The 25,490-nt window shown below is 67.4% G+C and carries 24 protein-coding genes; 7 read left to right on the top strand and 17 right to left on the bottom strand.

All coding sequences use genetic code 11. The features are described 5' to 3' along the window. The first annotated feature begins 46 nt into the window (after positions 1-46). Positions 47-1,123 (top strand): 2,3-butanediol dehydrogenase, encoded by a 1,077-nt coding sequence (locus tag QSJ19_RS05290; RefSeq protein ID WP_286318791.1) that lies wholly within the window; start codon positions 47-49, stop codon positions 1,121-1,123. 22 nt (positions 1,124-1,145) lie between these two features. Here QSJ19_RS05290 and QSJ19_RS05285 read toward each other — a convergent pair whose 3' ends face one another. Continuing rightward, on the bottom strand, positions 1,146-1,670 hold the full coding sequence (locus tag QSJ19_RS05285; protein ID WP_286318789.1) for an Rv3235 family protein: 525 nt from the start codon (positions 1,668-1,670) through the stop codon (positions 1,146-1,148). A gap of 80 nt (positions 1,671-1,750) precedes the next feature. Between QSJ19_RS05285 and QSJ19_RS05280 the strand changes: the two genes are divergently transcribed. Beyond that, the gene (locus QSJ19_RS05280) at positions 1,751-2,002 is read left to right on the top strand and encodes an AAA family ATPase (RefSeq protein WP_286318787.1); all 252 of its coding nucleotides are present in this window, start codon (positions 1,751-1,753) and stop codon (positions 2,000-2,002) included. 351 nt (positions 2,003-2,353) lie between these two features. Further along, positions 2,354-3,607 (top strand): HNH endonuclease, encoded by a 1,254-nt coding sequence (locus QSJ19_RS05275; protein ID WP_286318785.1) that lies wholly within the window; start codon positions 2,354-2,356, stop codon positions 3,605-3,607. A gap of 216 nt (positions 3,608-3,823) precedes the next feature. On the opposite strand, the gene secA is transcribed toward QSJ19_RS05275, so the two are convergent. Beyond that, positions 3,824-6,661 (bottom strand): preprotein translocase subunit SecA, encoded by a 2,838-nt coding sequence (gene secA / locus QSJ19_RS05270; protein ID WP_286318784.1) that lies wholly within the window; start codon positions 6,659-6,661, stop codon positions 3,824-3,826. Positions 6,662-6,770: 109 nt separating this feature from the next. After that, positions 6,771-7,580, bottom strand: coding sequence for a ribosome hibernation-promoting factor, HPF/YfiA family (hpf, locus tag QSJ19_RS05265; RefSeq protein WP_286318782.1), 810 nt, complete (start codon positions 7,578-7,580; stop codon positions 6,771-6,773). A 567-nt stretch (positions 7,581-8,147) separates the two neighbouring features. On the opposite strand from hpf, the gene QSJ19_RS05260 reads away from it, so the two are divergent. Next, positions 8,148-8,852 carry a ComF family protein gene (locus tag QSJ19_RS05260; RefSeq protein WP_286318781.1) on the top strand — a complete coding sequence of 235 codons (705 nt, stop codon included), beginning with the start codon at positions 8,148-8,150 and terminating at the stop codon, positions 8,850-8,852. Between the two features lie 4 nt (positions 8,853-8,856). Here the strand turns inward: QSJ19_RS05260 and lpqB are convergent, their stop codons facing one another. From lpqB to mtrA, 3 genes are read right to left on the bottom strand one after another with little or no spacing between them, the layout of a single operon-like run. Continuing rightward, entirely contained in the window at positions 8,857-10,647 is a 1,791-nt protein-coding gene (gene lpqB, locus QSJ19_RS05255; RefSeq protein ID WP_286318780.1) for an MtrAB system accessory lipoprotein LpqB, read from the bottom strand. Beyond that, positions 10,634-12,385 carry an MtrAB system histidine kinase MtrB gene (mtrB, locus tag QSJ19_RS05250; protein WP_502876096.1) on the bottom strand — a complete coding sequence of 584 codons (1,752 nt, stop codon included), beginning with the start codon at positions 12,383-12,385 and terminating at the stop codon, positions 10,634-10,636. The genes lpqB and mtrB overlap by 14 nt, the downstream gene beginning before the upstream one ends. Then, complete coding sequence (gene mtrA / locus QSJ19_RS05245; RefSeq protein ID WP_004023513.1) at positions 12,382-13,059, bottom strand: MtrAB system response regulator MtrA; 678 nt, start codon at positions 13,057-13,059, stop codon at positions 12,382-12,384. The genes mtrB and mtrA overlap by 4 nt, the downstream gene beginning before the upstream one ends. 142 nt (positions 13,060-13,201) lie before the next feature. On the opposite strand from mtrA, the gene QSJ19_RS05240 reads away from it, so the two are divergent. Next, on the top strand, positions 13,202-13,837 hold the full coding sequence (locus tag QSJ19_RS05240; RefSeq protein WP_286318779.1) for a dTMP kinase: 636 nt from the start codon (positions 13,202-13,204) through the stop codon (positions 13,835-13,837). A 68-nt stretch (positions 13,838-13,905) separates the two neighbouring features. Then, a complete protein-coding gene (locus QSJ19_RS05235) occupies positions 13,906-14,799 on the top strand; it encodes an Rv0361 family membrane protein (RefSeq protein ID WP_286318778.1) in 894 nt (297 codons plus the stop codon). A gap of 113 nt (positions 14,800-14,912) precedes the next feature. Here QSJ19_RS05235 and ahcY read toward each other — a convergent pair whose 3' ends face one another. From ahcY to QSJ19_RS05180, 11 genes are all read right to left on the bottom strand, one after another. Then, the gene (ahcY, locus tag QSJ19_RS05230; protein WP_286318777.1) at positions 14,913-16,379 is read right to left on the bottom strand and encodes an adenosylhomocysteinase; all 1,467 of its coding nucleotides are present in this window, start codon (positions 16,377-16,379) and stop codon (positions 14,913-14,915) included. 118 nt (positions 16,380-16,497) lie between these two features. Beyond that, complete coding sequence (locus QSJ19_RS05225) at positions 16,498-18,018, bottom strand: amino acid permease (RefSeq protein ID WP_286318776.1); 1,521 nt, start codon at positions 18,016-18,018, stop codon at positions 16,498-16,500. A 206-nt stretch (positions 18,019-18,224) separates the two neighbouring features. Beyond that, on the bottom strand, positions 18,225-18,521 hold the full coding sequence (locus tag QSJ19_RS05220; RefSeq protein ID WP_286318775.1) for a WXG100 family type VII secretion target: 297 nt from the start codon (positions 18,519-18,521) through the stop codon (positions 18,225-18,227). 31 nt (positions 18,522-18,552) lie between these two features. Further along, a complete protein-coding gene (locus QSJ19_RS05215; RefSeq protein ID WP_286318774.1) occupies positions 18,553-18,879 on the bottom strand; it encodes a WXG100 family type VII secretion target in 327 nt (108 codons plus the stop codon). A gap of 123 nt (positions 18,880-19,002) precedes the next feature. Next, complete coding sequence (locus QSJ19_RS05210; RefSeq protein ID WP_286318773.1) at positions 19,003-19,833, bottom strand: ESX secretion-associated protein EspG; 831 nt, start codon at positions 19,831-19,833, stop codon at positions 19,003-19,005. A gap of 1 nt (position 19,834) precedes the next feature. Continuing rightward, positions 19,835-20,878: a PPE domain-containing protein gene (locus QSJ19_RS05205; protein ID WP_286318772.1), complete on the bottom strand. Its 1,044-nt coding sequence runs from the start codon at positions 20,876-20,878 to the stop codon at positions 19,835-19,837. A gap of 47 nt (positions 20,879-20,925) precedes the next feature. Beyond that, the gene (locus tag QSJ19_RS05200) at positions 20,926-21,231 is read right to left on the bottom strand and encodes a PE family protein (RefSeq protein WP_286318771.1); all 306 of its coding nucleotides are present in this window, start codon (positions 21,229-21,231) and stop codon (positions 20,926-20,928) included. A 39-nt stretch (positions 21,232-21,270) separates the two neighbouring features. After that, a complete protein-coding gene (locus QSJ19_RS05195; protein ID WP_502876095.1) occupies positions 21,271-22,632 on the bottom strand; it encodes a hypothetical protein in 1,362 nt (453 codons plus the stop codon). Next, positions 22,629-22,937, bottom strand: a complete 309-nt coding sequence (locus QSJ19_RS05190; protein WP_286318770.1) for a type VII secretion target — start codon at positions 22,935-22,937, stop codon at positions 22,629-22,631. Before QSJ19_RS05190 ends, QSJ19_RS05195 begins: the two co-directional genes overlap by 4 nt. Before the next feature lie 130 nt (positions 22,938-23,067). Then, the gene (locus QSJ19_RS05185) at positions 23,068-23,394 is read right to left on the bottom strand and encodes a YbaB/EbfC family nucleoid-associated protein (RefSeq protein WP_286318768.1); all 327 of its coding nucleotides are present in this window, start codon (positions 23,392-23,394) and stop codon (positions 23,068-23,070) included. A 10-nt stretch (positions 23,395-23,404) separates the two neighbouring features. Continuing rightward, positions 23,405-23,800 (bottom strand): hypothetical protein, encoded by a 396-nt coding sequence (locus tag QSJ19_RS05180; protein WP_286318766.1) that lies wholly within the window; start codon positions 23,798-23,800, stop codon positions 23,405-23,407. A gap of 370 nt (positions 23,801-24,170) precedes the next feature. On the opposite strand from QSJ19_RS05180, the gene QSJ19_RS05175 reads away from it, so the two are divergent. Beyond that, entirely contained in the window at positions 24,171-25,391 is a 1,221-nt protein-coding gene (locus tag QSJ19_RS05175) for a CaiB/BaiF CoA transferase family protein (RefSeq protein WP_286318765.1), read from the top strand. Positions 25,392-25,490 lie beyond the last annotated feature (99 nt).

Genomic DNA, 25,490 nt, shown 5'->3' with positions numbered 1-25,490 from the left:
GGAGTCGCAGGGGCCGGTAACGGCCTTCGACGACGAGGAGAGCACCATGCGGGCTGCACGCTACTACGACCGGGGCGACATCCGGATCGAGGACATCGCCGAGCCGGAGGTGGGCCCGGGCATGGTGGGGATCGACGTGGCGTGGTGCGGGATCTGCGGCACCGACCTGCACGAGTACGCCGAGGGGCCGATCTTCATACCGCCGGCCGGACACCCCCAGCCCATCTCGAAGGAGAGCGCCCCGATCACACTCGGGCACGAGATGTCGGGCGTGGTGAGCGCCGTCGGACCGGGCGTCGACGACGTCGCCATCGGTGATCACGTCGTCGTCGAGCCGTACATCCTGCACGACGACGTGGACACCGGACCGAGCAGCCACGACTATCACCTCTCCCCCGACATGAACTTCATCGGCCTGGGCGGGTGCGGTGGTGGACTCGGCGAGAAGATCGCTGTCAAACGCCGCTGGGTGCACCGGATCTCATCGGACATCCCTCTCGATCAGGCAGCGCTCATCGAGCCGCTGTCCGTCGGGTGTCATGCGGTCGAACGTAGCGGCGCCGGAGCGGGAGCCGTCGCACTCATCACCGGCGCGGGCCCGATCGGGCTGCTCACCGCCGCCGTCTGCAACGCCAAGGGCATCACCACGATCATCAGCGAGCCGAGTTCGCTCCGGCGGCAGAAGGCGGCAGACGCAGGCGTCGGCGATCACATGGTCGATCCCACCGGCGACGACGTGGTCGGACGCGTACTCGAGATCACCGGCGGCCGCGGGGCCGATGTGGGATTCGAGTGCACCTCGGTACAGCCCGCCCTCGACACCCTCTTCGACGCCCTGAAGCCCACCGGCGTTCTGGTCGTCGTCTCCATCTGGGGGCATCCGGGTTCGGTCGAGATGCAGAAGCTCGTGCTCAAGGAGATCGACATGCGCGGCACAATCGCCTACGTCAACTCACACCCGGCCGCCATCGCGCTCGTCGAGGAGGGCAAGGTCGACCTGGCCCCGTTCATCACCGATCGGATCGCGCTCGACGACCTCATCGACAAGGGCTTCGACACGCTCATCCATCGCAACGAGACCGCCGTGAAGATCCTCGTGTCGCCGTCCGGTGCCGGTCTCTGACGGTCGCCGCGCACGGCACCTATCACGCTATCGCGAAATCGACTAGATGCCAACGGTATTCGACGAGTCGAGGCAGCAGGGTGCGCCTGCGTTTCTCGGGTGGCGTGCGGACGCGGCACGGCAGTTGTTCGATCCGCGCGGCGAACGCCAGCACACGCCCACCCCGCTCGAAGCTCCCGAAGATCTCCGCGGCACCCGGACCACCCATCTGGATGTGCACACGCCGAAGGGACGCCGAACTCGGCGGCGCTGTCGATCGCGACAGGACGGTGAGCTGATCGAGGAGACACAGGGTCACGTGCGGCTCGAGCTGGGAGGCCGTTCGTCGGCGATCGAGCACCTCGAGGACGAGCGTCACGGTCGCGATGGCGAATCGACGGGCCTCGGTCGTCGCCGTCGACAACGCCCTGCCGGTCGTCGGTGGTGGCGTCGGCGGTCGCTCTCGCGGCACCGGTCGAGGGGGCGTCACACCCCCGGTGCCGCCGGAGGCGCGCAGGGGTGGCTCGTACTGCGGTGCCGGTCGGATCAGGACTCGAGGCGTCTCCATGTTTATCGGACGCACGGGAGCCGTCGGCGGTTCCACCTCGGGCCGAATTCGTCAGATGGGTGTCATCTCGCAGGACATCGGTGACACTTCCGCATCAGGACATCGATGGGAGAGTGGGCCACCGCGTGTTCTTCACACCGCCGTGGGAGGCGATCTGGTCCACATACGCCGCTCGCAGACATTCGCTTGCCGAAGCAACAGCAGAATACGAGCGCCTCGTTCGCGGCTACAAAGAACTCGGCTACCAGATCATCGTCCTGCCGCGCACCAGCGTGAACGATCGGGTCGAACAGATCCTGCGCGAACTACACGCCCAGCCCACCCGAGCCTGAGAGCCCGATGCCGCGAGCAGGCGGTTCTCGACGTTGTGCGCGAACACGGATTTTCTCGAAGATTGTTCTACGAGTTACGTAAACGTGCAAGAGAAGATCGGCCGCTATCGAATCCCAGACCCGTCGCCCGAAGTCGAGCCCGTCGGCGTCAGGCGATGAGGCCAAGGGCGCAGGCGGTGGGCCCCTGGGACGAGAAAGTCTCCGGATTCCCTTGCGCTTCGTACATGTGTTCGATAGATTGGTGTCAGCAGGTTCGAGTTGATGTGCGTTACCGCCACACCCCCTGGGTGTGGCCCCAAGAATCCGATGAGTCTCCTGCTGACCTGATCTGTCGACTCTTGGGGGACCGCTGTGAGCATCATCGACGACATCTCGAACATCTCTGACAGGGTCCATGACCTTTCCGTCGACGACGACATGTCCGGTCCGCAGGCGTTCGACGCCATGCGGGCCTTGCTCACGCTGCGTAACCTGATCGACCATCACGCCGCGGTGCTGACCGCTGCGCTCGAACGGTTGCGGGTGGCGAAGGATCACGGACGTAGCACCCGAGAGTTGTTGATCGTCATGGGAGTAGCGCCCGCCGCCGCGCAACGGCTCATCCGTGTCGCCGGATCGCTCACCACCCTGCCCACGTTGGCCGCGCACGCCGCTGACGGCGTTCTGTCCGGTGAACACGCTGACGCCATCGTCCGCGGCATCGAGCACATCGGGAAAAGATCACCGGAACCGATCGACGATGCGATGCGTCTAAACTATGTGACAGATCTTCTCGGACAACACTTCTCCGGCGCCACCCCCGCCGACATCCTCGACCGCGCCCGCACCCTGGGCAATCAGATCGCCGACGACACCGGTGGGTTGCCCGCTTCTGAGGACCGCTCCATCAACACGCTCACGAAAAGCAAGACCACTGACGGGCGCCTGCACGTCGAGGCCGACCTCGACACCGAAGTCGGGGAGAAGTTCCACGTCGCCATGGAACACTACGGTGCGCCCCGACCTGAACCCGACGGCTCCCCCGATGCCCGATCGACCGAACGCCGCTTCGCCGACGCCCTCGAAGCTGTGCTCGACATCGCCGCCCGCAGCGGCGATCCCGAGCGGGCTTTGGCCCCGAGAACACAGGTGTTGCTGACCATTCCCGCCGACACACCGACACTGGCAGAGCTGCCGTTCATGGGATCAGTCACCCCTGCCACCATGAAAGCCCTCGCCTGTGACCCTGCGATCACCACCATCATCGTCGACGGCGAAACCGTCCCGCTCGACGTCGGCAGAGAGAAACGACTGTTCACACCCGCCCACCGCAAAGCGCTCCTGATCCGGGATAAGTGCTGCATCAAATGCGGGGCACCTGCCAGCCGCACCCAGGCGCATCACATCGTGCACTGGGCCGACGGCGGCGACACCTGCCTGGAAAACGGGTGCCTGCTATGCCCGTCCTGTCACGCCGACGTCCACCACAACGGGTGGGATGTGTTCATCGGCGCCGACCGGCACGCCTGGCTCACCCCACCCGCCACCGTCGACCCCCGCCGACGAGCGATACCCAGCTACAGCAGACGCACCCTGACCCTCGACAACATGCCCGCCGCCGCCTGACCACACCCGACAGACCATCTCCCCCGCACCCGGCCACGCCGGGACCGCATGCGTACCTTGACAATTCCACAGTGTGACACCCGGCATCACAGGATGCCGCGTATCCGACGGCCCGATCAGACAACCCGTCTGCCGGAGTGCGCGATACGCGACATCCACGCCTACCCACTCCCCCTCGTCGTGAGGACGGGTGACGCCCGCGGGCGCGAGCGGGATTCAGCGACGGCGCTTCTTCGACTTCGGCGGCTTGGTGCGGGTGCCCTTGGCCGAATCACGTGCGGCCGCGCGACGTTCGCGCCGGCTTGCCGACACCAGTGCCGGATCCTCGAGCTCCTCTTCCGCGGAGTGGACCTCGGTGCCGCCACCCTCGGCGGGTCCCGAGTAGGTCATCGGCACCTCGGACTGCTCGACACCGACTGCCCGCAGCGCGGGCGGAACCTGCTGCTCCGGCTCGGCCGCCGACGGGGTGGCGACGCCACCTGCGTTCGCGAGCGCGGGTTCCGGGGTGGGTGCCGCCGCGGGGGCGGGTTCGGCCGTCGGGGCGGCCTGCTCGGTCTGGACCTGCACGTTGTAGAGGAATCCGAGTGCTTCCTCCTTGAGACCCTCGAGCATGCCGCTGAACATGTCGAATCCCTCGCGCTGGTATTCGACGACCGGGTCGCGCTGGGCCATCGAACGCAGGTGGATGCCCTCGCGGAGGTAATCCATCTCGTAGAGGTGGTCCTGCCATTTCCTGTCGAGCACGGTCAGCAGGATCGTCCGCTCGAGCTGGCGCATTGCACCTTCGCCGGCGATCTCGTCGATCTCGGACTCGCGCTTGTCGTAGGCCTTGTGGGCGTCGTCGAGCAGGATCTCCTTGAGTTCCTCGGCCGTGATGTCGTCACGCTCACCGAACTCGTTCTCGCCCACGACCTCCTTGGGCTGCAATGCGATCGGATACAGCGCACGCAGTGCGGTCCACAGCTCGTCGAGATCCCAGTCCTCGGCGTAGCCCTCCGACGTCGCACCGTCGGTGTAGGCGCCGACGACATCGTCGATCATCCGTTGGACCTCGGCGGCGTGATCCTCACCCTCGAGGATCGTGCGGCGCTCCGCGTAGATGACCTTGCGCTGCTCGTTCATCACCTCGTCGTACTTGAGGACGTTCTTGCGCACCTCGAAGTTCTGCTGCTCGACCTGCGTCTGCGCGCTGCGGATGGCCTTGGTGACCATCTTCGCCTCGATGGGGACGTCGTCGGGCAGGTTGACGCGGTTCATGATCGACTCGAGCGCCGCACCGTTGAAGCGACGCATGAGCTCGTCACCCAGGGACAGGTAGAACCGCGATTCGCCTGGATCGCCCTGACGACCCGAACGGCCGCGGAGCTGATTGTCGATTCGGCGGGACTCGTGACGTTCGGTGCCGAGCACGTACAGTCCGCCGGCCTCCTTGACCGCTTCCGCCTCCTCGGCGGCTGCGCTGCGCGCGACCTCGATGGCCTCCGGCCAGGCGGCCTCGTATTCGTCCGGCGTGTTCACCGGGTCGAGTCCGGCCTTGCGCAGGCGGGTGTCGGCGATGATGTCGGGGTTGCCGCCGAGTACGACGTCGGTACCACGACCCGCCATGTTGGTGGCGACCGTGACAGCACCGGTACGGCCGGCCTCGGCGATGATCTGCGCCTCCTGCTCGTGGAACTTCGCGTTCAACACGTTGTGCGGGATGTCGCGCTTGGCCAGCTGGCGGGACAGGTATTCCGACCGCTCGACGCTGGTGGTGCCGATGAGGACCGGCTGCCCCTGCTGATGGCGCTCGGTGATGTCGTCGACCACCGCGTCGAACTTGGCCTCCTCGGTCTTGTAGATGAGGTCGGTCTGGTCCTTGCGGATCATCGGCTTGTTGGTCGGGATGGGCAGCACGCCGAGCTTGTAGATCTGGTCGAATTCGGCCGCCTCGGTCTCGGCCGTGCCTGTCATGCCGGACAGTTTGTCGTACATGCGGAAGTAGTTCTGCAGAGTGATCGTGGCGAGAGTCTGGTTCTCGGCCTTGATCTCGACGCGCTCCTTGGCCTCGATGGCCTGGTGCAGCCCCTCGTTGAACCGACGCCCGTCGAGGACGCGACCGGTGAACTCGTCGACGATGAGCACATCACCGTTACGGACGATGTAGTCCTTGTCGCGGTGGAAGAGTTCCTTCACCTTGATGGCGTTGTTCAGGTAGCTCACCAGCGGCGAGTTGGCCGCCTCGTAGAGGTTGTCGATACCGAGCTGATCCTCGACGAATTCGACACCGGCCTCGTGCACACCGATGGTCTTCTTCTTGATGTCGACCTCGTAGTGCACATCCTTCTCGAGCAACGGCGCGATCCGCGCGAACTCGACATACCACTTGCTCGATCCCTCGGCCGGACCGGAGATGATCAGCGGGGTGCGGGCCTCGTCGACGAGGATCGAGTCGACCTCGTCGACGATCGCGAAGTTGTGGCCGCGCTGGACGAGTTCGGCCAGCGAGTGCGCCATGTTGTCGCGCAGGTAGTCGAAGCCGAACTCGTTGTTCGTGCCGTAGGTGATGTCGGCGGCGTAGGCCTCGCGGCGCTGCTCGGAGTTCATCCCGGTGAGGATCACCGCGGTGTCCAGTCCGAGGAACCGGTGGACGCGACCCATCCATTCGGCATCGCGCTTGGCGAGGTAGTCGTTGACGGTGACCACGTGCACGCCGTCACCGGACAGCGCGTTCAGGTAGGCCGGGAGCACGCAGGTGAGGGTCTTGCCCTCACCTGTCTTCATCTCGGCGATGTTTCCGTAATGCAGCGCGGCCCCGCCCATGATCTGGACGTGGAAGTGCTTCTGCTCCAACACCCGCCAGGCGGCCTCGCGGGCGACCGCGAAGGCTTCCGGCAGCAGCTCGTCGAGCGATGCCCCGTCCGCCAGACGTTCCTTGAACTCGTCGGTCTTCGCCCGGAGTTCGGCGTCGGTCAGCGCCTCGACCTCGTCGGAGAGGGTCTCCACGTGCGATGCGATCGCATCGAGACGCTTGACCATCCGGCCTTCACCGACGCGCAGCAGCTTGTTCAGCACCGTTGATCGAGTCCCTCACTCATGTCGACAACACACGAAATCCGGCCTGCAGCTCGGTACAGGCCGGATTCCATGGTACTCAGGTCGCCTTAGTGCAACCTGATCGGTCTCAGGCGAGACGTATCAGGCCGTAGTCGAAGGCGTGACGCCGATAGACGACGGACGGCTTGTCGGACTCCTTGTCGTGGAAGAGGAAGAAGTCGTGACCGACGAGCTCCATCTCGTAGAGAGCGTCGTCCACCGACATCGGCACGGCCTCGTGCTCCTTGACCCGCACCACCTGGCCCGGTTCGTGGAGTTCGACGCCGTCGTCCCAGGCCGGTTCGGTGGCGTCGGTGTCCGCGTCGGGCTGTGCTGTGATCTGGCCGTCCCGGAGCAGCGGCGCACCGATCTCGGTCGCCTCGGCCACGGAGATCGGCCGTCGGTTGCCGTAGGAGACCCGCCGACGGTCCTTGACCCGACGCAGGCGCGACTCGAGCTTGTCGAGCGCGGCCTCGAGCGCCGCGTAGAAGTTCTCACCGCACGCCTGCGCACGCGCCTTGGGACCTTTGCCGACCGCCGTGATCTCGACCTGCTGACAGACCTTGGATTGGCGGCGGTTGCGTTCGTGGTTCAGCTCGACGTCGAATCGGAAGATGGAGGGATCGAACCGCTCGAGACGGGCGAGCTTGTCGCCGACGTAGATGCGGTAGTGGTCTGGTATCTCGACGTTGCGGCCGCTGATGTCGACCTTGGCGGTGGGTTCGGCGGGTTCGGCGGAGTTGACCGTGCCGGCCGGGCGGACGAAGGCGAAACTCTGGTCGAAGGCCCGTTCGTCGGCCGATGAGGAGTCATCGGCGGTGCTGTCGCGGGTGGTCTCTGGGGGACGCTCACCGACCTTGGATTCGCGGTGGCCTTTGCGATGGATGACTGTTGACATGAACAACTACCTCCTTCTGATGGTTCCCGGCCGACCACGTGTGAAGAGTCGTGTGAGCGTGTCAGTTCTGCCACGGAGGGCGGCATGATGCCGCTGTGGGAGGTCGCCGTCGGCGGTGGCCCGCTCCTGCGTGTACCTTCGGGGCGGCCGCGCGCCCGAGTCAGTTGGTGGCACTGGATACAGCGACGGATCAGATCTGTTGTCGCGCTGACGCTCTCGTCGTCATCGGATGGGAATCGTGGCCATGCCAGCCGACGGCTGGCACTCACTGGCAGGGGCCTCACCTCCTCGTGAAAAGCGGGGGTTACCTGTTGTGCCTTCGACCGTAGCCCGATGTTTGCTTCCTGGCCACGTTTCGGCTCAACGTGAGGCGTGTCGGGACCCAGGTCGGGACAGAAGTCCTGCGCGAGGAGGTCGTTCGTCACCGCGACGTCACTCGGACGACACACCGACGGCCTCCCCGGCGTTGCCTGGCAATCGTTCCACAGGGCGCCGATCCGTCCACAGATCTCGGTGAGCGCAGTTCTCAGGACGATTCGACGACCTCGTGGATGACATCGTGGCGTGGTGAACCGTCGGCGGTCCGGCGTGGCGTCCCTCCTCGCAACGATCCTGCGTTCGGGAACCGACCTGGTCGTGCCGACGATCTGCGGCGGCTGCGACACCCCGGGCTCGCCATGGTGTCCCGACTGCGCTGCCACACTTGCCGACACGCCGATCCGGCTCGAGCCGCGCATCGAACTCCCGGTCGACGCGTGGGCCCTCGGTCGCTACCGGGGGCCGTACCGACGATCACTCGTCTCGGTGAAGGAACACGATCGACGCGACCTGATCGCCCCTCTGGGCCGCGCGCTCGCGCGTGGGGTCATCACCTTGGGTCACTGGGGTGAGATCCCCGACGGCCACACGCTCACTCTCATCCCCGCACCCACCCGCCGGTCCTCGGCCAGACGTCGTGGCGGCGATCCGGTCGCCTCGATGTCGCGGGTTGCGGCGGGCCGGCTCGGCCCGCGGGTACGCTCGCTCGATCTGCTGGTCACGTCATCCTGGGCACGCGACTCCGTGGGGCTCGACGCACGGCGTCGGGTCGGCAATCTGTCCGGCGCGATCCGTCTGCGATATCCGTGGACCGATCCCGGGCCCGCCACCAGCGGAGCCGTGGTGCTCGTCGACGACATCCTGACCACCGGGGCCACCTCCGCCGAATCGGTCCGGGTGCTGGCATGGCACGGTGTCACCGTGCACGCCGTGCTGGTCGTCGCAGGAGCGTGAGGTCTCAGGGCAGCACGGGGATGGCTCCGGGCGACATCGCTGATTCCACCTCGGTCCAGTACTGATCGGGTTGACCGTTCGCACTGCCCAACCGGAGTACGCCGCGGGAGTCGCCGACGTAGACCGTCGACTGGTTGGCCACGATCGCCCGCACCGGCGGCGACAGGTTGCCGGAGAGCAATCCGACGGCCGGCGTGCCGTTGATGGACAGCTGCACAACCGGCGATTCGGGTGCATCTCGCGCGATCATCAATGTCGTCGGCGACGCCCAGTCCAGCGACACCGCCCGGTTGCCGATGTTGTACGCGGCGATCCGCGGACTGGTCAGCGACACCGCACCCTCGGCGTTGGTGGAGACCACCGCGAACACCACCTGGCCGCCGACGACGAGAGCCGCGCGCACCCCGTCCGGGGACACCTGCAGTTCCGTGATCGCCCCGCGGGCGACGGTCGCGATCGACGCGGCATCGACGGTGGTCAGCCGGTCACTCGCGCCGGTCTCCTCACGAACCCATTGAACGGGCTTCCCGTCGACGACGGCCCAGACGGAGTCGGCGTCGGAGCCGAACGACGGTCGCGTGATCGTGGTACCGGTGACCACCGGGCCCGGCTCGGCACCGTATGCGCCGATCGCGAGATCGCGCCGGGGATCGGTCCCACCCCGTGCGATGACCGCCGCGGTCCGCCGGCCGTCGGCGGAGATCGACGACGATCGCACCGACTTGCTCGAGCCGAGCGCCCCGCTGACCGGCACCGTCCCGGTGTCGGTCACCTTCAGCAACGACCCCGATCGGATGATGTTGAGGCCGACGTCGGTGGTGGGTGCAGCCGTGGGGTCGAACGACTTCACATCCGCGGTCTGCCACCCCGAGGCGCGCTCCGGGATCAGCGGACCGCCGTCGGCGTTGATCACGTACGGTCCGCCGATGTCGGCGCCGTCGAGGGTCCAGATGATCTGCGCCGCCAGGGCCGTCCGGTCCCGCACCGAACTCGATCCGATGCCCGTCAGGTCGATCCGCACGCCGCCGCCCGACAGTTGGGTGACCGGACCGCGTAGCGCGGCACCGTTCGGGAACCCGCTGTCGACCGATCCGTCGAGGTCGGTGGCCTGACCCGCGATCAGCCGGTTGATCAGGACGGTCGGCTCGGTGTCGGTGCCCGCGTAGAGCCATCGCGGATCGGCCACCAACCGCTGCAGGTTGCGATCGGTGAAGTACAGGGTCACCGCACGGTAGGCGGCGTCGAACTGATTGCGGTCGATCATCGTCCCGTTCGGCAACGGTCCGTCGATCCGCCATTCATCGCCGACGCGGGTGAGCGCCAGACTGGTCTCGACGCGTCCGGTGGCCGGGAGCAACTGCCCATCGGACCTCAATGTGCCCACGTTGTCGCCGATGAGACGCAGGCGCACAGCGTCCTCGCTGCGCTGGTCGACGAACACGTTGATCTCGTCGACGACGAGCATGTCGCCGCGGTCGTCCCACTGCTCCGATGCCGAGGTGGTGAGGAAGTTCCGCGCGGCACGATGACCGCCATCCGGATCCGCGGTGGCCTTGAGGAAGGCCCGCACCAAGGACTCCGGGTCCATGTCGCGCTGCGGGACCGGCACCGCGTTCGTCGGTCCCTGACGGGCGAACGCGGTGATGGGCTGCGGCGACGAACTGTTCGGGATCGACCCGCACGCAGCGAGGACACCGACGAGGACGACGAGCACCACCGTCGTCGCCACCGAGTGCCCTCGCGCCCGGACGGACCGTACGTGTCGTCGAGCGGCGTCCAGGTCAGGACGAGACATCCCCACCTCCGCCGGTACTGCTGTCGGCGCGCGGGCCCGCGACATCCTGACCCGACTCCGGATCGATCCGCACTGCCGTGGCCTTGGGCACGCCGGCAGCGCGCGAGGCCGTCGACGACGACCTCGGATAGCCGCCGACCGGTTTGAGCGGAAGCGGACTGCCGAGGACCTTGTGGCCACGCACGAGTGGAAGTGTCAGCCGGAAGCACGCACCCTTGCCGGGTTCACCCCACGCCTCGAGCCGGCCCTGGTGCAGCCGGGCGTCCTCGATGCTGATCGCGAGACCGAGCCCGGTGCCCCCCGAACGCCGGAACCGCGACGGGTCCGAACGCCAGAACCGGTTGAACACGAGCTTCTCCTCGCCGGGACGCAGGCCGATGCCGTTGTCACGCACAGTGATCGCGACCGCATCGCCGTCCGACCGCATCGTCAGCGTGACCGGTTTGCGTTCTCCGTGGTCGATGGCGTTGGCGAGCAGATTGCGCAGGATGCGCTCCACTCGTCGCGGATCGATCTCGGCGATGACCGGCTCGGCCGGGAGATCGAGCACCAGTTCGGTCCCGGTCTCCTCGGCGAGATGACTGACCGTCGCCAGCGCACCGTCGATCGGGATCGCCATGTCCATCCGCTCGGCCGCGAGCTCGGCCATGCCCGCATCATGTCGCGAGATCTCGAGCAATTCGTTGAGCAGCGTCTCGAACCGGTCGAGCTCCTTGTCGAGCAGCTCCACCGACCGCTTGCGCACCGGGTCCAGCTCGTCACGCCCCTCGTAGAGGACGTCACTGGCCATACGCACGGTCGTCAGGGGGGTGCGCAGCTCGTGACTGACGTCCGAGGTGAACTGACGTTGCAGCCCGCCGAACTCCTCCAGGTGGGTGATCTGCTTGGACAGGCTCTCGGCCATGTCGTTGAACGACATCGCCAGGCGCGCCATGTCGTCCTCGCCCCGGACGGGCATTCGTTCCTTGAGTCGGCCATCGGCGAACCGCACCGCGATCCGCGAGGCCGATCGGACGGGCAGCACCACCTGCCGCGACACCAGCCACGCCACCGCGGCCAGCAAACCGAGTAGCACCACGCCGCCGGTGAGCAGCGTGCCACGCACGAGGTCGACGGTGTTCTGTTCGCTGGTCAGCGGGAACACCAGATACAGCTCGAGCCCCGGGACCGCGGCGTTCGTCGGCGTCCCGACGATGAGGGCCGGTTCCATGCCGCCGGATGCATTCGGGATCGACGAGTACTGGTAGGCGACCTGACCGCCCTGCACCATGTCGCGGAGGTTGCCGGGGATCTCGGTGGTCGGACCGACTCCGCTGTCGCTGCCGTCGTCGCGGGTGCCGGGTACCAGCAGGACGGTGTCGAAGGTGCCGACGGTGCCGGAGTTCTCGCTGGTGTCGACGTCGCGGTCGGTCAGGAGCGAGCGGGTCTGGCGGAGCCGGTTCTGCACGGACATGTTGCCGTCGCTGCTGGTGAGATCACGCTCCACCGCGATGCGTGCGCGTTCGACTTCCTCGGTCGCTGCAGCGAGTTTGACGTCGAGGAGTCGATCGGTGATCTGGCTGATCAACACGAACACGAGGATCAGGATCACCACAAAGGACAGCACCAACGTGGACACCACCACACGCAGCTGCAGTGATCGCCGCCAGATGCGGCCGAAGGCTCGACCGACTCTGCCGGCGGCGCGGGTGATGCGCCCGAAGGTGCTGTTGACGCGACGGCGGGGTCGACCGATCACGGCGGGCCGGCCTTGTAGCCGACCCCCCTCACAGTCAGGACGACCTCAGGATTTTCCGGGTCGGTTTCGACCTTCGCTCGGAGACGCTGGACATGCACGTTGACGAGTCTAGTGTCCGCCGGGTGACGGTAGCCCCACACCTGTTCGAGGAGCACATCGCGGGTGAACACCTGGCGCGGCTTGCGGGCCAGTGCGACCAGCAGGTCGAACTCGAGCGGAGTCAGCGAGATGGGCACACCGTCGCGGGTCACCTTGTGGGCCGGGACGTCGATCTCGACCGGCCCGATCGACAGCAACTCCGCCGGCTCCTCGTCGGTCCGACGCAGTCGGGCGCGGACCCGCGCGACGAGTTCCTTCGGCTTGAAGGGCTTCACCATGTAGTCGTCGGCGCCCGACTCCAGACCGAGGACGACGTCGACCGTGTCCGACTTGGCGGTCAGCATGACGATCGGGACTCCGGAATCGGCGCGCAGAACGCGGCACACGTCGATGCCGTTCATCCCGGGGAGCATGAGGTCGAGGAGGACGAGATCGGGTCGGATCTCGCGGACCGCCGTCAGTGCCTGCGTGCCGTCACCGACCACGAACGGTTCGAAACCTTCACCCCGGAGCACGATCGTCAGCATCTCGGCGAGAGCGGCGTCGTCATCGACGACAAGGATGCGCGGTTTCATGCGTTCAATGGTGACACTTTCGTGACCGAACCGCGGAGAGGACGCGCCGGTATGGTGACTTCGGGTGGCGGTGACCAGTGACGCAGCAGGTGTCGCGCGGGGCGCCCGAGACGACGACACCGTGGCCGTTACCATCGCCCTCGTGGGCCAACTCATAGCAGTCGAGGGACTCGACGGTGCGGGCAAGAACACGCTGGTGTCCGCGCTCGTGGACCACTGGCGGGACAACGGAAAACGAGTGTGGACGCTGACCTTTCCGCGTTACGGCGCCTCGGTCACCGCTGACATCGCGTCCGAGGCCCTGCACGGTCGGCACGGCGACCTCCGTGAGAGCGTCTATGCGATGGCGGTGATGTTCGCACTCGACCGGGCGGGCGCCGCGGACGAGATCCGGAAAGCCGTCGTGGAGAACGACATCGTGGTCCTCGACCGGTACGTCGCATCCAACGCCGCCTACAACGCCGCCCGGCTGGGCCAGGGTGCCGACGGCGAGGTCGTCGCCTGGGTGCGCGACCTCGAGTTCGGCCGGTTCGAGTTGCCGGTACCCGACCGGCACATGCTCCTCGGTGTGGCGCCGGAGGTCGCGATGGGCCGGGCCGAACGTCGTGCGGCGCTCGACGACGCCCGTCAGCGTGACCTGTACGAGCGCGATCGCGACCTCCAACTGCGTGTCGATGCGGTGTATCGACAGCTGGCGCAGACGAATTGGATGTCCCCCTGGCTGTCCACGGCCGACACCCCCATCCCCGAGCTGGCACGGCATCTGTCGCCCGAATGACCGCCTGTGCCGAACACCTGGGATTTCGATAGCCTGAAACACGCCCCATCGCGGGAAGGACACGCCGAATGACCCAACAGCCACCACCTGGCGGCGGTGCATCGTCGTATCCGCCCGGCCCGGAGCCCGGTCCCGGCGGACCCCAGAACCCGCCGCCGCATGCGGGGTCGCAGAATCCCGGGCAGTCTGCAGCGCCCCAGCAGTCCTATCCGCAGTCATTTCCGGGGCAGCAGCCGCATCCGGGGCAGCAGCCCACCTATCCGGGACCGCAATCACCGCAGTATCCCAATCCGCAGCAGCCCAATCCGCAGCAGCCCTACGGGCAGCAGCCTTTCGCGCCGTCACCCGGCAACTTCCAGCGACCCGGCCAGCCCCCGTTCCCACCCGGCCAGCCCCCGTTCCCACCCGGTGGCCCGTTCCCCGGTTCCCCTCCTCTGCCCTACCCGCCGCCACGACCACCGCGAGGCAACGGTGGGGTGATCGCGGCCGTCGTCGGCGGAGTGGTCGCCGTCGTCGCCATCGCCGCGTTGATCATCACCGTCGGTATCCAGTCCGGCGGCCCGTCCGACGACGAACTGGTCGCTCCGACAACGACGTTGCGCTCGACACCGGATCCCGACACCGGCCAGTCACGGCCGAGCCAGTCCGACGTCAGCGCCATCCGGACCGCCATGCAGGCCTTCGTCGACGCGGTCAACTCACGTGACGTCAGCCGCATCCAAGCCGCTGTCTGCAGTTCGGTCCGACCTCAGGTCACCAAACCCCTCGACATCACCGGCAACGTCGTCCTCGAGGACCTGTCCCAGGTCACCATCACCGGGGACACCGCCGAATCCAAGGTGAGCACCCATGTCGAACTCGGCAACCAACGGTCGACCACCAAGCAGAACGAGGAGAACTTCGCCCGAGAAAACGGCGTCTGGTTCGTGTGCCCGGGTTCCGAACCGGATATCGGGACGTAGGTTCGCGGGGTCGGTGGGTCGTTCCTCAGACTCGGCCTCGCTCGGTCCGTCCCCCCTCGCGTCGGGTCACCGACGTCGGGTCACCGGTCTCGGGCGACCCGACGTCGGATACCTCAGTAGCGGTAGTGCTCGGGCTTGTAGGGGCCCTCGACGTCGACGTTGATGTACTCGGCCTGCTCCTTGGTGAGCTTCGTCAGGGTGCCACCAAGTGCCTCGACGTGGATGCGGGCCACTTTCTCGTCGAGATGCTTCGGCAGCCGGTAGACCTCGTTGTCGTACTCGTCCTTCTTGGTCCACAGCTCGATCTGCGCGATCACCTGGTTCGAGAAGCTGTTGCTCATCACGAACGACGGGTGCCCGGTCGCGTTGCCCAGATTGAGCAGGCGACCTTCGGACAGGACGATGATCGACTTGCCGCTGTCGAAGATCCACTGATCGACCTGCGGCTTGATGGTGATCCGCTTGGCACCGGAATTCTCCAGGCCGGCCATGTCGATCTCGTTGTCGAAGTGACCGATGTTGCCGAGGATCGCCTGGTTCTTCATCTGCTTCATGTGCGCGAGCGTGATGATCCCGAGGTTGCCGGTGGAGGTGATCACGATGTCGGCGTCACCGATCGCCTGCTCGACGGTGACGACGTCGAATCCGTCCATCAGTGCCTGCAGCGCATTGATCGGGTCGATCTCGGTGACCTGAACACGCGCGCCCTGCCCGGCCAGCGACTCCGCACAGCCCTTCCCGACGTCGCCGTACCCGCAGATCAGCACCTTCTTGCCGCCGATGAGGACGTCGGTGCCGCGGTTGATGCCGTCGATCAGCGAGTGCCGCGTGCCGTACTTGTTGTCGAACTTCGACTTCGTGACCGAGTCGTTGACGTTGATCGCCGGGAAGGTGAGCTCACCCGCAGCGGCGAACTGATACAGCCGCAGCACCCCGGTGGTGGTCTCCTCGGTCACGCCCTGCACCGACTCCGACACCGTCGTCCACTTGGTCTTGTCCGCCTCGAACCCGGCGCGTAGGAGCTCCAGGAACACCTTGTACTCGGCCGGGTGATCGTCGTCGGCGGGCGGCACGACGCCCGCCTTCTCGAACTCGGCGCCACGCAGGACCAACATGGTCGCGTCGCCGCCGTCGTCGAGGATCATGTTGGCGGGCTCGCCCGGCCAGGTCAGCATCTGCTCGGCCGCCCACCAGTACTCCTCGAGCGACTCACCCTTCCAGGCGAAGACCGGTACGCCCTTCGGCTCGTCCGGCGTGCCGTGCGGACCGACGACGATCGCCGCGGCAGCATGATCCTGGGTCGAGAAGATGTTGCAGGACGCCCAGCGCACCTCGGCACCGAGCGCGACGAGGGTCTCGATGAGCACCGCGGTCTGCACGGTCATGTGCAGCGACCCGGAGATACGAGCGCCCTTCAGCGGCAGCACATCCGCGTACTCACGCCGCAGGGACATCAGGCCGGGCATCTCGTGCTCGGCCAGTTCGATCTCCTTGCGGCCGAAGTCCGCGAGGGACAGGTCGGCCACCTTGAAGTCGATCCCGTTGCGGCTGTCGGCCTGCAGAGCCTGCGCAGTCGTCATCTGATCCCCTTGTCGTTCGCGTCGGGCGCTGTCATTCTTCCAGCGCGGAAAGCGTTCGACTCAGGCTATCGGACCCCGCTGCGCAGGCTCCCACCCGATCGCCGATGGCCGAGGAGGGTCAGCGTTCCGGTGGTGAGTCCGCGGCCGCGACGGTGTCGGCGACCTCGCCGCGTTCGCGCTTCCCGACCATCGAATGCCGTTGGCTGTACAGGAAGTAGACGGCCACGCCGATCACCATCCAGATGACGAATCGGATCCAGGTGAGCGCCGACAGGTTCAGCATCAGCCACACGCAGGCGATGATGGCCAGCACCGGGATGATCGGGCCGCCGGGAACGGTGAAACCGCGCTCGAGGTCTGGCCGCGACTTCCGCAACACCAGGACGCCGGCCGCGACGACGACGAACGCGAACAGCGTTCCGACGTTCACCATCTCCTCGAGCTTGTCGATCGGGAAGAAGCCCGCGACGACGGCGACGACCACACCGATGAGGATCGTCAGTCGGGCGGGCGTACCGAAACGCTCACTGGTCTTCGACATCGAACGGGGCAGAAGGCCGTCTCGGCACATCGCGAAGAGCACACGCGACTGGCCCAGCATGAGGACCATGACGACAGTCGTCAGACCCGCGAGTGCGCCGATCGCGATGATCTTCTCCGCCCAGGTCACCCCGTTGAGAGCGAACGCGTCGGCGAGGTTCTTGGAGTCGCCGTCGTCGCCCGTGGCCAACTGCTTGTAGTTGACCATGCCGGTGACCACGATCGTGACGAGCACGTACAGCACAGTGACGATCGCCAGCGAGCCGAGGATGCCGCGAGGAACGTCGCGCTTGGGGTTGCGGGTCTCCTCGGCCGTGGTCGCGACCACGTCGAAGCCGATGAAGGCGAAGAACACGATCGATGCCGCGGCGAGCACGCCATACCAACCGTAGGCGCTGTCGCCACCACCGGTGACCAGCGAGAACAGCGTCGAGTCGACCGACTTCTCCGTGCCCGCGCCGGTCTCGGACGGCGGCACGAACGGGGTGTAGTTGTCGGCCTTGATGTAGAAGAAGCCGACGATGATGACCAGCAGGACCACCGCGACCTTGATCGCCGTGATCACGGCCGAGACCTGGGACGACAGCCGCGTTCCGAGAACGAGGAGCGTCGTGACCACGGCGATGATCACGATGGCGCCCCAGTCGACGTCACGTCCCGCTATCTCCGCCGTGCCACCGGCGAAACCGAACACGCTGCCCAGGTAACTCGACCACCCCTTGGCGACGACGGCGGCGCCGACCGCGAACTCCAGGATCAGGTCCCAGCCGAGAATCCAGGCGAGGAACTCGCCGAACGTGGCGTATCCGAACGTGTAGGCCGACCCGGCGACCGGGACGGTCGACGCGAACTCGGCATAGCAGAGCGCGGCGAGGGCACACGCGATCGCGGCCATGATGAACGACACGGAGATCGCAGGTCCGGCCTTGTTGCCGGCGGTCGACGCGGTGATCGTGAAGATGCCGGCGCCGATCACCACCGACACACCGAAGACGATCAGATTCCACGCCGACAGTTCTTTGCGGAGACTGTGTTCGGGCTCGTCAGTATCGGCCATCGACTGCTCGATGGATTTCCTGCGGGTGAGCGGATTTGCCATCCGGCGGACCTCCCCTATCCGAGCCGGTGACAGGATCGCTGCCCGACTCGCTCGTCACGAACGTCTGGTGAAGCGATCCCCTACGCTAGTCCACGCCCCGGTGACGCGCGGTGTGATTGGCGGTTCGGATCGTCGCGGTCCTCTGTCCCGGAGACGACGAGACCCACCTGACCGCTCGGATCAGGTGGGCTCTCGTCGACGTACGGTCAGCCGTGAAAGCTCACCCCGACCGCTTTGTCAGCGTGGAACATCCGGTCCGATGCGTTCGCGACACCCTTGCCGAGGCTGCCGAGCTGCATGCGGGCCTCCTCGTACAGCTTGTCCCAATGCGCCTGGGCGACGCGGTACCCCTCGGCACCTTCTGGGGAGGTCCAGTTGCCGCTGAGCTTGTTGACCTCGCTCTTGAGCTGGTCGGCCAGGTTGCCGAGGGCGGCGAAGTGCCTGTTCAGGTCACCCGAGAGGGTGTCGAGGCCGGCGAAGTCGTACTTGATGGGATCAGACATGAGAACTCCTTGTGAGGTGGGTGAGGCGATGTCAGAGGGTGAGGTGGCCGCCGGTGCTGGCCGAGATCGACTGCGCGAGGTCGTCGTCGTGCTCGGCGTACCCCTTGAAACCGGTGGTCAGCTTGCCCTCGATCTCGTCGAGCGCGGCCTGGAGCTTCGCCGCGGTGGCGCTCCAGTCCGTCTGCGTGGTGTTGTACGACTTGGCGGCCGATCCGCCCCAGGTCGCCATACCGCTGTCGGCAGAGCCCTGCACCTGCCGGAGAATACCGCGCATCGTGTCGACGATCCCACTGATCGACTGCGACGACGCTTGTGCGGCAACAACATCGAGATTCAATCCGTTACCCGGACTTGTCATGATCGTTTCCTCCTGTGTGACGGCACCGCAATGCGATGCCCCGGTGGTATCAGCGCGATGCGGCCCGCTCGCGGTGCTCTCGGCGTCGAGCGCACAGATACCCTGACAGTTCCCCCGCTCGGGTCACGGCATCCACCGTCCCTCGGGCAGGGTCTCGATCAGCAGGCCGACGGCCTGCGCGATCCGATGACCACCACCCGGAGAGAGGGTGGTCCACACCCGCCCGTCCGGAGACTTGCTGGGACTGGCGACGACCCGACCCCTGTCGGTGTCGAAGACCGCCAGTGCCCCAGAAGATTGCGTACTGAGCCCACCGGACCAGGAGACCGCGACGATCTCCGAACGGGTATGGCAGCTCATCAGCGCCGCCGCGATGACGACCGCGTCGGACCCGGGTGCGCCAAGTGCGTGCAGCGCATCCGCGGCCTGGTGCGCGGACGTGCAGTCGGCGAGGCGCCCGGCGAGATCGTCTGCGGGCGCACTGAACCCCGCGAACGATGCGGGCGGTGCACCGGAGTCCAGGTCTCGGGCGACGAATCCACCCACCTCGTCGGCCGAGTTGATGTCGACGAGCCTGACGTCGACGGTGGCGCCGTCCCGTGCGGCCAGCACATGGTCGTGACCGTTGCGCGCCAGGCACACCCGACGCATCCGAGGCACGTCGCCCTCCGACGTGGCAGACGTCATCGTGCGGATCTCCAGCTGCCGTTCCGCGGCCCCGAGGACCCGGAGTGCGGTGGCCATCCATGCGATCGGTTCACCGCCCTCGACGACACCGAGATCGCGGAGATCACGATCGGCTTCCGCCTCCGCGGCGGCGAGTTCGTCGGCGTCATCGGACGCACTCCACATGTCGAGCACCACCGGCCACGTCTGCACCCCTGCCTCGTCGCCGAGTCTGCGGAGCGCCCCGGCGGCGAGGGTGACGCGTCGATCAGCGGTGGGCGACCGCATCTCATACCCCCTTGCCGGAGCCGAGAGACAGGGTCTCGTCGAGGTAGCGAGGGTCGAGCGAGCGGGTCGCCGCGTTCTCCGAGACATGCTGCACCACAGACTTCTCCGCGGTCACGAGATCCGCCCAGGTGGGCGGGTCGGTGTCGTCGGCGGCACCAGCTCGGGCCTCCGGCTCGTCGGCGACGTCATCGGCGACCGGCCCCCGTGCGACCACGCGATCGGCCGCTGCAGCCCCGTGGGGAGCCATCGGCGCCATCGGGCCCGACGGCGTGCCCGCTGCCGCGCCGGCCGGGGCCACCGGTGCCGATGCGGCTGCCTGCGGCGAGCCCGCGGCGACGATCGTCGGCGCATACCGTGTCTTCTCCGGCGCCGCGGCGACGGCCAACGAGACGCCGCCGGCCGGCATCGGCGTCGGCACGGAAGGGATCGGCGGCGTGGGACGGGCGGCCGCACGTGCGGCCGCCTCGTGCGCGGCGCGTTCGGCACCGAGAGGTGCCGCCGACACCAAATTCGGTGCCGGCGCACCGTCTTTCCACGGGCGAGCGGCCGGTTCGGTTGCGGACTCGTAGGTCTCCATGACCCGTGCGGCCCGCATCCGCTGATCGTGCAGGGCGCGCTCGGCGTGCGCGGCCGCACCCACGAGTGCGGGGGCGATGACGCCCAGTGTGGTGGCGGTCTGCATCGCCTTCTCCGCGATGTCGACCTCGACGAGATCGGGCATGGTCAGACGGGCGACGGTGACCGCTGCGGCCTGTGTCTCGGCCCGCACGGCGTTGCGGCCCGCGGTCGCGGCCGCCTCGGCAAACCATCCCGCGAGCCGGGTCAGCTTCTCGAAGGTGGCACTCGTGTGCGACGAATCCCAGTGCACTCCGAGCGCCACCAGGATGGAGCTGTATTCCGCAGCCGCCGAAGACATCTCCGCCGCGAGATGCGACCAGGACAGACCTGCCTGGGTGAGCGGCCCCGCGCCCGCCCCCTCGCCCAGCTCGGTGGAGAGCCGCTCCGTGCTGCGTGCGTCCCAGACGACGCCGGTGAATCCGGCCATATGGCTCTCCTTCCGTCAGTGCGTGTCGTGTCGGTGGACGATGGGATTCAGCCGCGGAGGCCGGCCGCCGCCTCGTCCTCGCCGCGGGTGTAGCCGTCGGCCTGGGCACGGAGGACGGCGGCGATCTTGCGGAGTTCCTCCACCCCACCGGCCGAGTCCGCCGTGAACGCCTCGGCGACGGCGGTGAACGTGGCCGCAGATGTCTGCGACACCTCGTCGCGGCCCGCTGCGGGCACGGTGAGTTCGGGCGCGACCGAACCGAGCGTCCGCTCGAGTCGGCCGGCCAGAGCGTCGAGTCGGCCGGCCGCCGAGATCAGTTCGGCGGGATCAACATTCAGCTGTGCGTCGGTCATGACTCTCCTCGTCGGGTCGTGCGGGTCGGGTCGTGCAGGTCAGGACTGGGTGGTGCCGGGCGGCGGCCCGAGCCGGAGCTCGATGTCGGGCGACGCCGTCGCCTCGCCCTCGTCTTCGTCGTATCCGATGACGGCGGGCACGGCGTCGGGCACATCGCCGACGACCCGCTGTCCGTTGTCCTCGGTCACCAGATAGTCGGGAACCTGGTGCTCTTCATTGGACGCACCGGCGCCGCGTGCGGTTCCAGCTGCACCCATCGGTGCCATCGACGCAGGCACGGTGCCCGTACTGGTGACCGCAGAACGCGCCGTCTGCTGCGGTCCGAGACCGGCCGGCTCGGTCATCCCCGGACTCGGACTCATGAAAGGTCTCGGCGCGAGCGGGGTGGACGGGCCCGCGCCGATCGCGCCGACTGCTCCCCCGCCACCGGTGGCACCGCCCTTGCCGCTGGGGCCACCCGGCCCGCCGCCATCCGGTCCGCGGTTCTTGCCCGCCGGATCGGCTCTTCCCGTGGTCAACGGGTCGACCTTCGCCGACGACAACATACTGCTGACCGGTGAGGCGATCATCGACGGCAGTTCCGTGGCCGACGACACGGCAGGCGACACCCCGTCGAGCACCGTGCTGGCCACCGCGAACGGCGACTGTGCCGCGCCCGTGGGTGCCGGTGCGTTCGTGACCGGCACCTGGGCGCCGTTCGCCGTCATCTTGGCGGTCGGTCCCAGCAGCTGAGCTCGGGTGACCGCGACCTGAGTGGTGGCCTCGGCAAGTCCTTCGGTGGCGAATCCGGCGGCCAGACCCTGCCCGACCGGTGTGACGATGATCGGGATCGTGGTCGCGATCTTGCCGATCGTCGCGGCGATGATCGCCTGCACCGCGGCCAGGCCCGCGCCGACGATGCCGGCAGCTGCCTGGATGTCGAAAGACATCCCGGTGCCCTGGGTGGTGACGTTGGCGGTGTCCGCGGTGGCGGTGGCCGACTTCCCCACCGCGGCCGTCGACGCCGTCCCGGTCCAGAGTTTGTCGAGTGCCTTCACAGCACCGGAACTCATCGACATGCTCGTCTCGAGAACCTTGGACAGGCTCTGGAAGATGGCGGACGGATCGAAGTCGGCGCCCGACAGGTCACCGGTGCCGAAGCCGCCGAGCAGATCGGTCATCGGTTTGATCAGCATCTCGATGTTGATCGGCGGCAACGGCGGCAGACCTGGCAGGGGTGGGCCCGGAGGCGGCAGGGTCGGCAGGGGCGGCAGGCCGTGTCCGGCGAGCACATCACCGACTGGCGTGTCGAGGATCGGCCCGAGTGGAGAGGCGTTGATCATCTCCTGCACGGTCATCCGCGACATCGCGGGCACATCGGGGATCCCGACCGGCAGGCCGGGAATGGGCGACCCGGTCACAGGACCGATCGGATCGCTGCACCCGACGACGCGTCCTCCGCCTGGAACTGCGCCAGCCCTGCGAACGTGGCCGCGGCGCTACCCGCGTGTACCGCGGCGAGATTGCCGACGGACAGGAGGTGGTTGGCCTGGGCCACGATGAACGAGGCCAGGAACTCCTGACCGATGACACCGAACACCGGGACCATCACCGCCGTGTTCGCCGCGGCATTGATCGACCCGGCGGCGCCGACAGCGGCCGCCATCGCAGCGCTCGTCGCACCGAACGTCTCGACCACCTCGGGCACGACCGTCACGTTGTCCATCGCTGTTCCCTCCCCTTCACCGTTGTCCTGCTCTTCCGGCTCGTCTGATCATTGGACGCACCGGAGTTCCATCTGGTTCCACCGTCTTTTCGCGGCTGTGCACCACCGGACTCGCCGACCACGGTGCCCGTCATCCGTCGACCGGGCGGGTGCCCAGCAGCTCGGCGAAGGACTCGGTGAACTCCTCGGTGATCACGGCACGTTTCGCGAAGGCGCGCTGAGCTGCCAGCGCCGACGTCGCCACGATCTGCTCGCCGAGCCGCGTCGCGCCCAGTTCGTTCGCGCCAGAGGCCAGCCATAGGCCGGTCAGCGCACCGACTCCGTCGACCTCGACGGTCACCAGATCGTCGGCCGACGTCTCGCGCACGACGATGGCGGCGTATCTCTCGTTCAGGTCGTGCAGGCTGTTCAGCTGCGCATTCGCGCGCGCCTCGAGCTCGTCCATCGCCCAGCTCATCGGATACCCCCTATACCGGTCGCAGCCACGATGTCGGGGCGCCGCCGTCGTGATCGTCGAGTTGTTCGGCGCGGGCGAGGTCGTCCGGTCGCGACAGTTTCATCGCGTCGACGACGTCTCGCGCCGCACCCGAGGCGATCAGTTGCTCACGCAGCCGGATGCCGGCGGCCATCGCCGACTGCCGGCACAACCGCAGGATCTCGCCGGCGAGTACCGAGGGATCCTTGGCCAGCGCCGAGTTGTCGAGACGGATCGAGACCGGGAGTCCCTGCGAGGTGGTGGTCACCGCGATCGCACCGGACCGCGACCGGGCCGTCGACAACGCATACGGATCGATGTCGTCGTCGGCGGAACCCTCCGCGTGCTGTCTTGTGCTGTCGGAGTGCGTGTGTCCGTGTATCGACATGACGATCCGACCCCCCTTCGTGCGCCATGGACCTCGTGTCCGTCGATCGAGCCGTCAGTACTTGGACGCACCGCGGTCGCGGTCGGTTCCCCTCGATCCGCCACACACTGGATTCCCGGCCCCCGACCGATCGTGCGGCCCGATTCCCCCAGGCCCACCCCGGCACGACCGAGCCACCGATGCCCGGTCATTCTTGCCGCAGATCCTGCCATATCAGCCCTACGGCGACCACACGACATCGGTGTTTCCCTTCGTTCGAACGAATCCCGGGAACGCCGACATCTGCTGCACGCCTCGTACGAGGTCGGGGCCCCGAGGCCATCCGGTACCCGGGGACCGCCGACGACGCAGCATCGGCGATGCTGACAAGGTGACGCACACCGACGTTTCTCCGCAGGGAGCACTGGACGGTCTCCGCGTCCTCGAGCTGGGCACGTTGATCGCGGGTCCGTTCGCGGGCAGGTTGCTCGGCGACATGGGCGCCGAGGTCATCAAGGTCGAGGCCCCTGGGGCCCCGGACCCGATCCGCACGTGGGGCCAGGCCGAGGCGAACGGCGAACGCGCCTACTGGACGGTCCACGCGCGCAACAAGAAGGCCATCACCCTCGACCTGCGGGCACCCGCCGGACGCGATCTCTTCCTGCAACTGGTGGACCGGTCCGACATCATCGTCGAGAACTTCCGCCCGGGCACCCTCGAACGCTGGGATCTCGGCTATGACGTTGTGGCAGAACGGAATCCAGGCCTGATACTGGTGCGGGTGTCCGGCTACGGCCAGACCGGTCCGGCGGCCGGTCGGGCCGGATACGCCTCGGTGGCCGAGGCGGAGAGCGGTCTGCGTTATCTCAACGGCTACCCGGGGGAGGCGCCGCCGCGGCTCGCGCTGTCGCTCGGCGACACCCTTGCCGGCATGTTCGCGGTCCAGGGTGCGCTCGCCGCAGTGCATCGACGCACTGTGACCGGAAGAGGACAGGTGGTCGACACGGCCCTGACCGAGGCATGCCTGGCCGTGCAGGAGTCCACGATCGCCGACTACGACCTCGCCGGGGTGATCCGTGGGCCGTCGGGCACACGCCTCGACGGGATCGCGCCGTCGAACCTGTATCTCGCCGCCGACGGCCTGCGACTGGTGATCGCGGCGAACCAGGACACCGTCTTCCGCCGGCTCTGCGGGGCCATGGACCGGCCCGAACTCGCGTCGGATCCCCGGTTTGCCGATCATCAGGCGCGCGGCGAGAACCAGGACGAACTCGACGGCATCATCGCCGACTGGGCGATCACCCACAGCAGCGACGAGCTGATCGAGATCCTCGGCGCGGCCGGCGTCGTCGTCGGCCCGGTCAACACCGTCGCCGAGGTGGTCCGGGATCCGCAGATGCTCGCACGCGAGATGCTCGTGCCGCATCACGACGAGCGGCTCGGCCGCGATGTCCTCGGACCGGGGATCGTGCCGAAGCTGTCGGAGTCGCCCGGTCATGTCCGGTCGGCCGGCCCGCCCCGCCCCGGCGTCCACAACGACGAGATCTACCGTGGCCTGCTCGGCCTCGACGACGCCACGATGTCGTCCCTGGTCGAACAGCAGGTCATCTGAATCGACGACCCCCGGTGACCGATCCCGCACAGCCGGCAACGTGGCTGGTCAGCCGCCCGGGCGGCGGCTGACGCCGTGCAGCGGATCGCCCTGCCTTCG

Origin of the sequence: Gordonia sp. ABSL11-1, assembly GCF_030315685.1 — a bacterium.
GTDB lineage: Bacteria > Actinomycetota > Actinomycetes > Mycobacteriales > Mycobacteriaceae > Gordonia.
The sequence above is the reverse complement of the archived record's forward strand: the minus strand, read 5'-3'. Positions and strand labels throughout refer to the sequence as shown.

Bases quoted from the DNA above. Each gene is read 5' to 3' on its own strand.
- QSJ19_RS05290 (WP_286318791.1), top strand. From the start codon at position 47: ATGCGGGCTGCACGCTACTACGACCGGGGCGACATCCGGATCGAGGAC.
- QSJ19_RS05285 (WP_286318789.1), bottom strand. From the start codon at position 1,670: ATGGAGACGCCTCGAGTCCTGATCCGACCGGCACCGCAGTACGAGCCA.
- hpf (WP_286318782.1), bottom strand. From the start codon at position 7,580: ATGTCAACAGTCATCCATCGCAAAGGCCACCGCGAATCCAAGGTCGGT.
- lpqB (WP_286318780.1), bottom strand. From the start codon at position 10,647: ATGTCTCGTCCTGACCTGGACGCCGCTCGACGACACGTACGGTCCGTC.
- mtrA (WP_004023513.1), bottom strand. From the start codon at position 13,059: ATGAAACCGCGCATCCTTGTCGTCGATGACGACGCCGCTCTCGCCGAG.
- QSJ19_RS05235 (WP_286318778.1), top strand. From the start codon at position 13,906: ATGACCCAACAGCCACCACCTGGCGGCGGTGCATCGTCGTATCCGCCC.
- ahcY (WP_286318777.1), bottom strand. From the start codon at position 16,379: ATGACGACTGCGCAGGCTCTGCAGGCCGACAGCCGCAACGGGATCGAC.
- QSJ19_RS05225 (WP_286318776.1), bottom strand. From the start codon at position 18,018: ATGGCAAATCCGCTCACCCGCAGGAAATCCATCGAGCAGTCGATGGCC.
- QSJ19_RS05220 (WP_286318775.1), bottom strand. From the start codon at position 18,521: ATGTCTGATCCCATCAAGTACGACTTCGCCGGCCTCGACACCCTCTCG.
- QSJ19_RS05215 (WP_286318774.1), bottom strand. From the start codon at position 18,879: ATGACAAGTCCGGGTAACGGATTGAATCTCGATGTTGTTGCCGCACAA.
- QSJ19_RS05210 (WP_286318773.1), bottom strand. From the start codon at position 19,833: ATGCGGTCGCCCACCGCTGATCGACGCGTCACCCTCGCCGCCGGGGCG.
- QSJ19_RS05205 (WP_286318772.1), bottom strand. From the start codon at position 20,878: ATGGCCGGATTCACCGGCGTCGTCTGGGACGCACGCAGCACGGAGCGG.
- QSJ19_RS05200 (WP_286318771.1), bottom strand. From the start codon at position 21,231: ATGACCGACGCACAGCTGAATGTTGATCCCGCCGAACTGATCTCGGCG.
- QSJ19_RS05190 (WP_286318770.1), bottom strand. From the start codon at position 22,937: ATGGACAACGTGACGGTCGTGCCCGAGGTGGTCGAGACGTTCGGTGCG.
- QSJ19_RS05185 (WP_286318768.1), bottom strand. From the start codon at position 23,394: ATGAGCTGGGCGATGGACGAGCTCGAGGCGCGCGCGAATGCGCAGCTG.
- QSJ19_RS05180 (WP_286318766.1), bottom strand. From the start codon at position 23,800: ATGTCGATACACGGACACACGCACTCCGACAGCACAAGACAGCACGCG.